This window comes from Streptomyces sp. NPDC086777, assembly GCF_040702065.1.
Taxonomy (GTDB): domain Bacteria; phylum Actinomycetota; class Actinomycetes; order Streptomycetales; family Streptomycetaceae; genus Streptomyces.
Genome location: NZ_JBFBJI010000037.1, coordinates 1 through 13,903, shown reverse-complemented (window position 1 = coordinate 13,903; position 13,903 = coordinate 1). Strand labels below are relative to the sequence as shown.

Annotated in this window: 3 protein-coding genes and 1 pseudogene; 3 read left to right on the top strand and 1 reads right to left on the bottom strand. The window is 71.5% G+C overall.

What is annotated here, in order from left to right; all coding sequences use genetic code 11:
- Nucleotides 1-10: 10 nt before the first annotated feature.
- Nucleotides 11-6,298 carry a protein kinase gene (locus tag AB0472_RS36245; RefSeq protein WP_366363029.1) on the bottom strand — a complete coding sequence of 2,096 codons (6,288 nt, stop codon included), beginning with the start codon at nt 6,296-6,298 and terminating at the stop codon, nt 11-13.
- A 631-nt stretch (nt 6,299-6,929) separates the two neighbouring features.
- Between AB0472_RS36245 and AB0472_RS36240 the strand changes: the two genes are divergently transcribed.
- The 3 genes and pseudogenes from AB0472_RS36240 to AB0472_RS36230 all read left to right on the top strand — a co-directional run.
- Complete coding sequence (locus AB0472_RS36240; RefSeq protein ID WP_366363027.1) at nt 6,930-9,737, top strand: sigma-70 family RNA polymerase sigma factor; 2,808 nt, start codon at nt 6,930-6,932, stop codon at nt 9,735-9,737.
- 39 nt (nt 9,738-9,776) lie between these two features.
- Entirely contained in the window at nt 9,777-12,902 is a 3,126-nt protein-coding gene (locus tag AB0472_RS36235; RefSeq protein ID WP_366363026.1) for a helicase-related protein, read from the top strand.
- Nucleotides 12,899-13,903 (top strand): annotated as a pseudogene (locus tag AB0472_RS36230) (hypothetical protein); the annotation flags it as partial. The gene AB0472_RS36235 and the pseudogene AB0472_RS36230, both read left to right, overlap by 4 nt.

The following is a 13,903-nucleotide window of genomic DNA, read 5'->3' as shown; positions in this document are numbered from 1 at the left end:
CTGTGGGTGACTAGTGGGCGGCCGGGGAGCCGAAGTAGCGGGTGTTGGCGGCGGCGATGGCGTCCCAGTCGCCGCCGTGCGGGAAGCGGACCACGTCCCAGGTGGCGTCGAACAGCCGCTCCTCGGCGTCGGCGTCGCGCAGCGCGCTCGCCTCGGTGTCGGGGCCGTCGACGAACACCGCGACGTTGGCGCCGGGGAGTCGGTAGACGAAGTCCGGGGCCGCGTTCGCGTCGGTCAGGAAGACGTCATTCTCGTCGGGAAGCCGCAGGCCGCGGACCTTCGCCCAGCCCAGGAAGTCGCCCTGCGCGGCCAGTTCGGCTGCCGACGCCTCGACGGCCGTGGGTGCGGCCGGGGATTCGGCCAGCAGTCGCCGGTACTGCTCCGACCGGGACTCGCCGCGCGACTCCCGCTGCGCCGTCGCCGACGCCAGCCGCACCAGCAGCCCGGCCACCGTGTGCCGGTCGATCTGGGCGTGGTCGAGCTGGTTGCCGTAGGTGAGGAGGCACTCGTAGCAGCCGCGCGCGCAGGCCCGTCCCGGGCGGTGTTCCTCGTCGCCCTCGTCCTTGCCGTCCGCCGAGAAGTGGCAGATCTCCAGGGCTCGGCTGGCCGCCTTGGCGAGGGCGTCGTCCTCGGCCTGGAGGCGGCGCAGCACGCCGGCGCCGCCCTCGGCCGCCTCCATGAAGAGGATGCGGCGCCTGGGGCCGTCGTCCGGCGGCAGCAGCTCGCTGGACAGTTCGGCGTCCTCCAGCTCGAAGGCGGCCTCGATGCCCCGCTCCAGGGCGTACATGAGCGTGAGCGCGATCGGTTCGGGCAGCGCCTCGTCGAGGGTGACGACGAGGATGTTGCGGCGGTCCTCCACGAACGGGATGACGCGCTTCTTACGGCGCCGTTCGTTGCCGTCCTCGTCGACCGGCGGCAACTCGCTGAAGTCGCCCACGGCTTCGGCCGCGTCCTTGTCCTTCATCCAGCGGCCGTCGGCCAGGTCCAGCCAGTAGCCCGGCGGCTCGTCCGTACGGGCGCGCACCCGGCCGGTGTTGGTGATGCGGACGGTCGCGGAGTCGCCGTAGGTGATCTGCGCCAGCCGACCGTCCGGGGCGGCGATCGTCGCGTTGAGGCGGCCCTTGCGGACGCCGTGGTCGTGGAAGCGGTACGACGTCTCCAGCCGGAAGCCGGCCCGGCGCCGCTCCTCCTCGTCCGAGGAGATCCGCTCACGGCGGGTGGTGTACACGGTGTGCAGGTGCAGCAGGCCGTAGGTCGCGGCGCCGAGGGGCTCGTTGCAGAAGCCGCAGCGGTCCTCGCGTTCCTTGGGCTCGTGGTGGTAGCCGCAGTTCGCGCAGCGGCGGGCCTCGCCCGTGGTCAGCTCGCCGGAGGAGTCCGGCGGCAGCTGGATGCGGGTGACCTGGTAGCGGGCGCCCTCGTGGTAGATCAGCGAGCCGGGGCCGAACTCGCGGATGGCGAGGAAGCGGGGGCGCTGCAGGTAGTCGCCGTCGCCGCGGCGGCGGCCGATCGTCGGGATGTACGCGGCGAGCGGCAGGCGCGGGAAGCTGTAGCCGGGCAGGAAGCCCTCGGAGGCGAGGTAGCGGTAGGGGTTGAAGTCGGAGAGGACCGACTTGCTGTCGACGCTCTCGTTCATGAGGAGGTTCAGCTGGGTCTCGGCCTCGCGGCGGCGGGCGTTGGCGCGGTTGCGGTCGCCTTCGGTGAGGCTGTAGTCGAGGCGGCGCTTGTTCTGGACGTACTGGTCGTCCAGGGCGGCCCGGAACAGGCTGCGCCAGCGGTCGAAGGCGCGGTCGAAGCGTTCGGCGACGGTGCGGACCTTGTCGTCGATCCAGTCGTCGTGCCACCACGTGGTGTCCGCGAAGTCCCTGAACAGCGGGCCGAGGACGCGCAGCGCCGCGTCGACCGTGCGCCGCTGGGCACCGTCGTCATGGGCCGCGTCCCGGATGTCCGGGAGCAGGTGCAGAGCCGGGTCCGGGCGGTCGCCGGAATCCGGGTACGACACGTCGAGCACGTCCGGGACGGAACGGCCCAGGCGCAGGCCGGCCTCGGCGATCCAGATGCCCTGGAGGTGGGAGAGGACCAGGTCCTCGTTGGCCAGGTCCAGACGGGGCGGGGCCACCGCGCCCGCCACCATGCGCCAGGGCTGGCGGAAGTAGTACTGGTCGTGGCTGTTGCCCGTCGCGCAGTAGGTCGTCACCAGCGCGGGCTGGCCGCTGCGGCCCGCGCGGCCCGAACGCTGGGCGTAGTTGGCGGGCGTGGGCGGCACGTTGCGCATCATCACCGCGTTGAGCTCGGAGATGTCGACGCCGAGCTCCATCGTGGGAGAGCAGTACAGGAGCTTCAGCTCCGCCTTGCGGAAGGCTTCCTCGCGCGCCTCGCGGTCCTCCGGGGACACCTGGGCGGTGTGCTCGCGGGCGTACAGGCCGGACAGGGCGTCGGCGGTCTCCCGGTACAGCTTGAGGAAGAACGTGTTGATGCGCGGGCCGTCGCCGCTCTGGTAGGTGCGGGTCAGCGGGTCGTGCGCGCCCGACTCGCCCTTGCCGGCGCGCCAGACGAGTGACTGGGCGGCCACCCGGTAGCCGGTCATGGCCGCGGAAGACGCCCTGCGGTAACGGCCGGCACGCTGCGGGGCGACTTCCACCTCCTTGACCAGGCCCGCCTTGGTCAGCACCTTCAGCAGCTCCGCGATGATCAGCTGGAGGTCGTCCTGGTCCAGGTCGCGGAAGGTCCGGTCGGTGCGCCGCAGGAACTTGCCGAACCTGCCCCGCGCCGAGAGGAACAGGCTCGAACGGTCCGTGCCCCGCCGGGAGGGGTGCGGGTAGGCGGTGCCGACCCGGGGCTTGTCGGCGGAGGACAGCACCCACGGGTCGACCAGCCGCTCCTCGCTGGCGCGCTGGAGGGAGTCGAAGGCGTCGTCGCGGAAGTACGACACGTCGATGGCGAGGGAGCGGCGCATGTCGTCCAGCAGGGCCTTCATGACCTCGGCCCGCAGTGCCGGGTCGGCGTCCCGCAGCGCCTGGTGCGTGCCCTCCCAGCGGTCCTGTTTGGCGGCGACCCAGTCCAGGTCCTCGTAGTCGATCTCCAGCAGGCCCGTCTGTTCCAGGTTGGGCATGGTGATGCGCCAGCCGCGCTCCAGGTCCAGGTAGAGCCGGAAGGCGATCACGTCCCGCAGTGTGCGGGCCGCGTTGCGGGCCAGCGACGGCGGCAGCTCGCTCTCCCCGGTGTAGTCGGCGGGGGCGATGGCGAGCGCGTTGGCCACCGCCGTAGCCAGTTCCTCGTGGTGCAGCCCGTCGTCGCCGGCGTCCAGGGCTGCCCGGTACAGGGCCCCGCGCAGCTGGGTGATCTGCACGAAGTCGTTGAAGTGGCCCGCCTGGAGGGAGGCGTCCTGCCGGTTGTCGACGAACGTGAGGAGCTTGCGCGCCTTCTTGTCGAGGGCCTCCTCGGGCACCGACTTCAGCGAGCGCACGATCGACGCCGAGACCAGCGAGGTCGCGGAGGAGCGGCCCTCCTGGTCCAGCGTCGCCAGCTTGGCGAAGTCCCGGCCGCGCGTCTGCTCGTACGCCACACCGCAGTGCAGGCAGAACAGGAAAGGCGACGGGATGAACGCGGCCTTCAGCTCGCCCTGGCCCTCGCGGCCGAACGTGTCGACGGTGACGGCCCTCGGCACCCGGTCGCGGTAGGCGCGCTTGACGACCTCCTGGCCCTTGTCGTCCAACTCCAGCCAGGATTCGGGCAGTCGGCGGTCGTCCACCGCGTACTGCACGTTGGAGGGCCACTCGCGCTCGTGGTCGAGGTAGAGGTAGCCGTCGCCCTGGCGGCCGCCGGTCGCCGAGGTGTCGCGGCGCGCCTCGTAGCGGACCTCGCCGTCCTTCTCCGTGCGCCACACGGTCAGGTACTCCTGGCCGCACTCCCGGCAGAAGGCCAGCGGCATCAGCAATTTGCCGCCGCTGCCGGGCTGTTCGAGCTGGTAGGAGCGGGTCAGGTGGCGGGAGGACTTGTCCTCCAGGGTGACGTAGACGGTGTCGCCCTTGGAGAGGAACTGGTGCAGGCGGAACGCGAACAGCGGCCGTTCGTTGCGCGGGTTGAGCGCCTGCGAGCCGGCCTCCAGCGTCGCTCGGATCGCTTTCGCGCACTGCTCTTCGTCGACGCCCGACGTCTCGTGCAGCTCGCGTGCGGCGACCTCGATCTGGGTCGGCGGCCGGCGTACCAGGCGGCCCGTGGCGCCGTCCGCGACGAGGCCGAAGCGGTCCTCGATCCAGCGGGCCAGCGGGTCGCGCGCCAGGTCGTCGTAGGCGCGCGGGGCAGGGGAGGTCAGGCGTTCGGCCGGTACGGTGTCGGGCGCCTCGCCCGTCGCACGGACCAGGGTCTCGCCGATGACGTGCTCGGGGCGCACCGTGGTGCCGAACAGCGTGCTCGCCACACCGGCGACCACCTGCCGCTGGTCCTCCAGCGTGCCCTCGGTCGACATGGTGGCCGACGTACCGATGCACTGCAGGTTCTCCGCCTGGCAGGCCTCGCGGACCCTGCGGATCAGCAGGGCGACGTCGGCGCCCTGGCGGCCGCGGTAGGTGTGCAGTTCGTCGAAGACGAGGAACTCCAGGCCGCGCGCCATTCTGATGAGGCTCGCCCGGTCGGCCGGGCGGGTCAGCATCAGCTCCAGCATCACGTAGTTGGTGAGCAGGATGTCCGGCGGGTTGTCGCGGATCTCCTTGCGTTTCTCGTCGTCCTCCTGGCCGGTGTAGCGGGCGAAGGTGACCGGCTCGCGGCCCGCGCCGTAGCCGTCGCGCAGGAACTTCTCCAGCTCCCGCAGCTGGCTGTTGGCGAGAGCGTTCATCGGATACACGATGATCGCCCGCACGCGCTTCGCAGCGTCCGGGCCCTCCTCGTCGCGCTCGTGCAGCACCTTGTTGACGATCGGGACGATGTAGGAGAGCGACTTGCCGGAGCCGGTGCCGGTCGTCAGGACGTACGACGCCCCGGAGGCGGCGGCGTCGATGGCGTCGCGCTGGTGCCGGTGCAGGAGCAGCGGCCTGCCGTCGCAGACGGTGCCGCCCTCGGTCTTCTTCGCCTGGAAGATGCGGGCGCACTCAGGGTGCAGCACCTTTTGCTGGGCGAGCTCGACCACCGTGCCGCCACCCTGGAAGAACGGGTTGAGCGACAGCCAGGGGTTCGGCCACTGGGACTTGTCGTCCAGGTCCTTCTCGACGTAGGCCTTGATGCGCTCGTCGCGGATGACGGTGCCGCCCTCGGTGAAGGAGCGGTAGTCGCGGATCAGATTCTGGTGGACCCCGAAGACGTCCATGCCGGCGCCGGAGCCGGTCACCGGGGCGGGCTGCTGCAGCGGGACGGGCACCGGGGCCGGGGCGGCCTCGCGCAGGGGGAGCGTCGGGTCCTGCTCGCTCCACGAGGGGACGAGGCAGGTCTCGTCCGCCGGTACGGCGAGGGGGAGCAGGGCGTCCCGTACGGTCACGGCGTCGGCGGGGCGGTTCGCCGGGTCCTTGGCCAGCAGCCGGTCGACGAGGCGGGCGAGTTCGGCGGGGACGTCACCGCGGATCGCGCGGACGGGACTGGGCTCCTGGTGGACATGCCGCTCGGCGAGCTCGTACGCCGACTCGCTCGTGAACGGAGGAACGCCGACCAGCATCTCGTACAGCACACAGCCCAGCGCGTACAGGTCGGCGGCCTGGGTCACCTGCTTGGCCTGGCACTGCTCAGGCGCCATGTAGCGGGCGGTGCCCACGCTGACGCCGGTGCTGGTCAGGCGGGTCTGGTCCGGGTCGTCGACGATGCTGCCCATGCCGAAGTCGAGCACCTTGACCGTGCCGCCCCGGGTGAGCATGACGTTGGCGGGCTTCAGGTCCCGGTGGACCACGCCCTTCGCGTGCGCGGCGGCGAGGCCGGCGGCGATCTGGGCGCCGATGGCGGCGGTCCAGGCGACCGGGAGCTGTGACTCCTCCTCGATGAGGTCGCGCAGCGACTCGCCGTCCAGGTATTCCATGGCGAGATAGGGCAGGTCGTCGCAGTCCGTGGCGATGCCGCCCGCGACGAGCCGGGTGAGATTGGGGTGCTCCAGCAGGCGCATGATGTTCACTTCGCGGGCGAAGCGCTCCACGGCCTTGGTGTCGCCGCCGGTGTCGATCCGGCCTCCGGTGCGGCGACGCAGGATCGTCTTCACGGCGACGGTGCGCTCGGGCGAGCCCTCGGGAGCGCGCAGGTCCTCGGCCCGGTGGACCTCCCCCATGTTGCCCCTGCCGATGACGCGCCCGATGCGGAATCTGCCGTCGACGAGCTCGTGGCTCACTGCCGCTCCTCTGCCTACTTGCTCGCGTTCTCGCGGTTCCGGAACGGAACGCGCCCCCTGGTCTGCTGCCGCACGGCCCATCGTGTCAGAACGGACAGTGAGACAGCCGTCACAGTACACGAATCACTTTGCGTTGCACAGAGCATTCATCCGTTGACATCGTCAACACGACACCCTTAATCTCACCGTGAAGCGAACGGGGGTGGGTGGCGTGCAGGATCGAGTCGCCGGTGGGGCGGGCGGGCCCGGCTTGAAGGTCGCGATCGGGGAGCTGCTGGCTCGGTTGAGGCATGCGGCCGTGGACGGCGTCGTGCCGGAGTCGGCCTTCGCACAGCACGTGCGCCCCCTGGGGCTCGGCCAGGTCGAGCAGGACCGGCTGCGAGGCGAGCTGGCCCGACTGGGGCTGCATGTCCGTGACGCACGTGTGCATGTAGACGCGGACTCGCCAGATGCGGAAAAGGTTGCAAGATTCCGTGAAGAAAATGTGTCGGCTCGTGTTGGGCGGGCGCGAGCGCTTCTGATGCGCTATGCGGACGCCGACGGATATGTGACGTCCCAGACGCTCGACGGAGTGATCCGGCTGGCCGGGCTGACCGCACGTGAAGCGGACGAGCTTCGGTCCGGGGCAAGGGTGAGGGATGCCGAAACCCCGGCCGGAGAGCCCACAGCGGAGGCGGTCTCGTCGTTGCCGGAGGGCGAACCGGGGGCGGCGGAGGTTGGGCCGGGGGCGGCGGAGGGCGAACCGGGAACGGCGGGGAGTGGGCCGGGGGCGGCGGAGCAGGAGGTCCTGCCGGAAACCGGCGAATTCGCCGACGCCGTGGCGGCCGCCATGTCCGTGCTGCGCGTGGACCGCGTTCAGCCGCGGCCCGAGAACCGCCTCCTCAGCGCGGAGGCCGAGGTCGGGCTGGCCGTACTCGTGCGCGGCGGTGCGGACCACGTCGCACAGGAGCCCGAGGAGGCGGAACTGTGCGCGCTGCCGCCCGGCGACCTCCGCATCCGGGCCCGGGACTGCCTCGTCCTGCACAACCTGCGGCTGGTGCACTCGCTCGTCCGTTCCTACCTGGAGCAGGGGCTGGACTACGAAGACCTGTTCCAGGTAGGGGTGCTCGGACTGATGCGGGCGGCCCGCAAGTTCGACCCGACGATGGGCAACAAGTTCTCGACGTACGCGACCTGGTGGGTGCGGCAGCAGATCAGCCGGGCCATCGCGGACGAGGGCGCCCTCATCCGCGTCCCGGTCCATATGCACGAGCAGATGCGCAAGGTGGCGGCGGCGGAGCGCACGCTCGCCGCGCAGGGTCGGCCTGCCGGGGTCGTCGACGTGGCGGTTCTCTGTGACCTGAGCGTGCAGAAGGTGGCGGAGATCCGAAAGCTGAGCCGGCGCACCGATTCGCTCGACCGGGTCATCGGCGACGGCGCCACCCTCGGCGACTTCGTCGGGGAGCGCCAGGCTCTGCCGTCGGTGGAGCAAGGTGTGGTGAGTGCACTCCTGATGGAAGACGTCATGGCGGTGGTGGACACCTTCCCCGAGCGCGACGCCCGGGTCCTGGTCCGTCGCCTGAGCCTCGACGGCGACGAGCCCTCGACGCTCGACGAACTGGGGCGGGAGTTCGGCGTGACCCGCGAGCGCATCCGGCAGGTGGAGAGCAAGGCCCTCCCGGTGTTCAGGGCGCGCCTGAGGACGGTCGGGGTCCTCGGCGCGAACGAGGGCGGGACTGCGCAGGATGCCGCGGAGGACGGAAAGCAGGCCCGGCCGACGAAACGACGTGCCCTTGGCCAGCCGCAGCCTGTCGCCGCGGTGGACGAGTCGTCGTCCCGAGCCGACGACAGCGCGCCCCAGGCCGACGAGCCGTCGTACGGGAACGACGAGGAGGCGGCCACGGCGGTGGAGGACAGCCAGAGGGATACGGGGACGGACACGCATGACGGTGCCATGGAACCCCCGCCTCCGACCGCGGCCGTCGGGGATGCCGAGCGGGAAGATCCCGACGAGACCGAGCAGCCCGACCAGTCCGAGCAGCCCGACCAGTCCGAGCAGCCCGGCCCGGTTGAGTCGGTGTCGCCCACCGCGGACTGGGAGAAGGCCTTGCGGCTGGGGGCGAGGTTCGAGGGCGGCATCGACTGGCTGGCCCGGTACGCGCTGGTGGCGTTGGGGCAGGCGCAGCTGACGGTGATCCTCGGTCCCCGGGCCACAGCGGACGTCGTACGCGCCGCGCGGGAGCGCAGGATGCCGGACCGCCAGGTGCTCGCCGCTCTGGAAGTCCTGCAGCGCGTCTTCGACACGCTGAGAAGGGCCCGGCTTCGGCCCGAGGACTTCTTCGAGCGGCCGTGCGAGGCACTGGTCGGGCTGACCCCCTCGGCATACCTGGCCAGGAAGTCGCTGGTGAACACGGAGTCCCGGCTCGCTGTGCGTGACGCCCTGCGGGAACTCGCTGCGGGCCTCCCGAACCGACGGGAGACCGAGGAACCACCGCCTGCGTCCGGTGCGCACTCGGGCGGCGCGTCCGCGGGTGCCTCGGACCGTGAACCCGCGATCTCGGAGGGGGCGCCGGGCGATGCGCCGTCGCCTGCACCCGGCCCGGCCGACGAGGCGGGCTGTGTCGAGACGGTCTCCTGCCGTGACGCACTCCCCGCTGAGCGCGAGGAGAGCCACCACGTGCCAGGACACGCTGCGGTCGTGGACGTCACAGGAGGTTCCCCGGCAGCGGACGCAGGGCTGTCCGCTGAGGACAGGAACGAGAGAACGCAGCCCGGTGCCGTCCAGGAAGAGGGGCAGGGAAGCACTGCCGACGGGCAGCTCGTCATCGGATTCCGCCGTGAGCACGAGGCCGAGCTGGAGCGTGTGCGGCTCGAACACGAGGAGCGCCTCGGCGAGGAGCGCCGGGCGCGGCAGGCCGTCGAGGCACGTGCCGCCGCCGTGGCGGCGGACACCGAGCGGCAGCTCGACGCCCTTGAGGACGCCCTGCTGCGGCGGATGGACAGAACAGTGGCTCGCCGCGAGCGGTTTCTGCGGGCCGAGGCCGGAGCGCGGATCGCGCTGCTGAAACAGGAACAGCACGAGGTGCGGCAGGGACTCGTCCGCCAGGTGGAAGAGGCGGAGGCGTCCGCCCGGGCCGCCACCCAGGACGCGGACTTCCACCGGAAACGGGCCGGGGAGGCGGATCGCCGTCTGCGGGAGTACCGCGAAGGAGCCGAGACCCGTATCTCCGACCTCGAGGCCGCACTTCGGCAGGCGGAGGCCGCACTCGCCGGGCGGAACCAGGCCGTCGAGGCGGCCCGCCGGCACGCGGAGAACGTCGAGCAGCAGGCAGCCCAGCGCATCGCCCAGAGCGAGCACAACGCCTGGGCCCGCATCAACGAACTGGAGCAACAGCTGGCCGCGGCGCAGGCAGCCGACACCGCCCGCACCACGTTCCGGGACCGCTGGCGCCGGACCTGAAGCGCGCGCCCCACATCCCCGTACCTCTGAAGGAACAGCATGGACCCCAGACAGGAACTCGTCGCCTACCTGCACAGACAGCTCGTCGGCCCGGCGGGGGGCGCCGAGGAGACGCTCGACGCCCCGCCGGACCGGCAGTACCTGATGGGCACCCTGTATCCCCAGGACGCCGATCTGCGGCGCCAGTTGGACCTGGCCGCCGAGGAACCGGACGGTGCCGGCACGGAGCGGGCGGCCGAGGACACCGCTCCCGCCGCCGACCCGGTTCCGGAAGTGAACTCCTGGCTGCCCTCCTCGCTCGGCCTCAGCTTCTACACCGACGCCACCACCGTGGAGATCCGCTGTTCCGGAGCCCGCTACGAGACCCGCTCCGGTACGAGCGAACGAGGCCGGAGCTGGCAGCGCATCCCGCTGCCGGCCGAGACGCACACCCTCGGCCCTGACCGCGTCGAGGTCACCGTCCTCGACGCGCGTGCCGAACTCCGCGTCAGGCGGCGCACGTTCGGAACCGGTCAGCTGGTGACCGTGGCGCTCGTCAACGCGGCCCGGCACGAGCCGGCCGTCGGCAAGGCCGCCCAGTGGGACCGCATGCTGTTCCAAGTGGATCTGGAGGTACGGCCCGTGGACGGTAGGGTGCTCCAGTACCCGAGTGTCCGTCTCGCCAGCCGCGACCCGGAGGAGCAGGAACTGCGCCTGCAGTACCGGCACGTGCGCACCCACGCCGTCGGACACGGCTGCGCGGTAGAGGAGCGGTACGACGACGCGGAAGAGCAGGTCACGACGCTGCGCGCGGCCGTCATACCGGAGGCGGAAGTCACCGGTGTACGGGCCGCGGGACTCAGCGGCACCCCGGTGCTGAACCTCGGACACCTTGCCGACGCTGCCGTCTCTGTCGATCAACTTCGTGAGGAACTCTGGGAGTTCGCCGCCGACTACCGGGCCTGGTACGTGGGGCAGTTGAACGCTGACATCCCTGAGTGGGGACGCGCCGCCGCAGACCGCGTCCTGGACCGTATCGCCGCCGCCGTCACCCGCATCGAGTCCGGCGTGCGCACCCTCTGCGATCCGTCCCGCCCCGAACTGCTGCGCGCCTTCCGCACCGCCAACCACGTCATGGCGCTTCAGATGCGCCACTCAGCCCCGGATCTGGCGGGAACGCGCCGGTCCCGCCGCGACGCCGTACCCCCGGACCCGGCACCGGCTCCGGACGCCGCCTGGCGCCCCTTCCAGCTGGCGTTCTTCCTGCTGGCCCTGGACGGAGTGGCCGACCCCCGGCACCGGGACCGGACCGTCACCGACTTGATCTGGTTCCCGACCGGCGGCGGCAAGACCGAGGCGTACCTGTTGCTCGCGGCCTTCACCATGGCACTGCGCAGACGCGAACCCGACGGCGGCGGCACAGCGGTCCTCAGCCGCTACACCCTGAGCCTGCTCACCACGCAACAGTTCCAGCGCGCGGCCACCACCGTCTGCGCCCTCGAAACCCTCCGCCGGGCGGACCCTGCCGTCTACGGTGAGGAGCCCTTCTCGATCGGCCTGTGGGTGGGCGAGACGACCACCCCGAACACGTACGAACGAGCCCGTGCGGCCTTCGACGACGTGCGCGCCGCCGCCCGACCCGACGACGTGTTCATCCTCGACCGCTGCCCCTGGTGCGGCACCCGCATCCTGCCCGCCCACAAGTCACCCGACATCGGTGACTACGGCGTGCGCGCCGGAGCGGACTCCTTCGCCTTCTTCTGCCCGCGCGAGGAGTGCGTCTTCCACGACGAGTTGCCCGTCGCCGTGGTGGACGAGCACCTGTACGACCGGCCGCCCACGTTCGTCCTGGGCACCGTCGACAAGTTCGCCCGACTGGCATGGGAACCCCGCGCCGGACGGCTCTTCGCGGCGGGCGGCACGCAGCTGCCGCCGTCCCTCGTCATCCAGGACGAGCTGCACCTGCTCACCGGCCCCCTCGGCACCACCGTCGGCTTGTACGAGTCCGCCGTGCTGGGGCTGTGCACCAGGGCCGACGGCATCGGACCCAAGGTCGTGGCGTCGACAGCCACCATCCGCCGCTCAGGGGAACAGATCCGCGCCCTCTACGGCGGCGGCGTCCAGCTCTTCCCGCCCGCCGGGCTCGACGCCCGCCACTCGTACTTCGCGGAACCGGACACCTCCCGGTCCGGCCGCCGCTACCTCGGCGTCATGGCCCAGGGACACACGGCGGGCCGCGCCGCCGTCGCCGTGGCCGCCGCCCTGCTGCAGGGCGCGTGGGAGCTGCCCGAGGAACACCGGGACGCCTACTGGACGCTCGTCGCCTACCACCACAGCCTGCGCGAACTCGGCCGGACCGTCACCGCCGCGGCCGATGACATTCCCGCCCAGCTCGCCGGACTTGATTCCGGTACGGGGACGAGGAAGTTGGCGGATCACCAAGTGCAGGAGCTGACCAGCAACCTGCCGCGTGCGGAACAACCCGTCCTGCTCGACCGGCTGGAGAGGAGGTGGGGCGATCCGGAGTCGGTGTCCTTCCTGCCCTGCACCAACATGCTGTCCGTCGGCGTCGACGTGAAGCGGCTGGCACTGATGCTCATGCAGGGACAGCCAAAGACGACGGCCGAGTACATCCAGGCCACCAGCCGTGTCGGCCGGCATGCCGTCCCCGGCCTCGTCGTCACCTTCTTCAACGCCACCAGGCCGCGGGACCGTTCGCACTACGAGACCTTCGACGTGTACCACCGCTCGCTGTACCGGCATGTCGAACCGACCAGTGTCACTCCGTGGTCCGTACCCTCGCGGCGCCGCGCCCTGCACGCCGCTCTCGTCATCCTCGTCCGGCACCGCCTCGGCCTTGCCGCGGAGAACCAGGCGGGGGCGATCCTGCACCACCTGCCCGACGCGGAGGCCCTCGTGGCGGAACTGGCGGCGCGCGCCGAGGCCTGCGAACCCGCAGCGGGCGACGCCGTCCGCAAGGAACTGTCGGACCTCCTCGCCGAGTGGGAGGAAGCAGCGCGCACAGCACGCAAGGACGGCCGCGAGCTGTACTACCGCAGTCAGGGCAAAGGCCAGTCCAACCTCATCAAGAGCTTCGAGCAGAGATACGGCCTGTGGGAGACGGCCAACTCGATGCGCAACGTCGACCGGGAATGCCAGGTGATGGTGAAGGGAGCCGACCTGTGAGCCGCACACTGCGGGTACGCCAGTCCCAGACGGTGGTGCCCTTCGGGGTCGGAGCCGTCTTCGACATCCAGGGCGAGTCGTTCGTCGCGACCGGAATCGGCGACTGGCCGAGCCGCGGCAGGCAGCGGGTCGACTCGCCCCGGCTGGCCTCCCGGCTCGGGGTGACCGGTTTCTACGCCGCCCCGGCGACGGCCAACGACCGGTTCGACACGCCGGACGCGCCCGGGGCGCCGTACATCCGCTTCCCGTCCTGGCTCTTCTGCGGCTCCTGTCGGCGCATGACCAGGTGGCGCATCGCGGACGAGAAGCCCGGGCATCCGCCGCGCTGCCCGTCCTGCTCGCCGGGGCGGGCACTCGCGCCCATGCGATTCGTGCAGATCTGCCAGGCCGGACACCTCAGCGACGTCGACTGGTGGTTCTGGGCCCACTCCCGGCAGGACGCGGGCGAGCGCCGGCAGTGCGGCGACCGCGACAAGCTGCGCTTCCTGGTCTCCGAACGCGCCTCAGGACTCGAAGCGCTCTCCGTGGCCTGCACCGCGAAGGGCTGCGGAGCGGCCCGGGACCTGCTCGACATCCTCGGTACGCACGGCATGCACTGCTCAGGACGCAACCCCTGGCAGCGGACAAGCGAAGCCGTGGAGTGCGAGAAGCCGGTGCAGGTGGTGCAGCGCACCGCGGGAAACCTGTACTACCCGATCGTGTATTCGGCGCTCGACATCCCCGAGACCGACGCACCGGCCGTCACCGACGAGGCACTCGCCGCACGGGTACGCGGGCACGATCTGTGGGTGTCGCTGTGCAGAGGGGCTGACTCGCCGCGGGCCGGGGTCTTCCGCTCGATGATCCAGGAGGACACCGGCGCCGACGACCAACTCCTCGACGCCCTCCTCGCGGGGGGGGGGGGGCGGGCCGCGGAGGCCCGGGCCCCGAGTCCCCTCCCCCCCGCCCTTTTCGCGGGTGGGGGGGGGGGGGTGGCCGGGCCGGGGGCGGCCGGCGCGCGC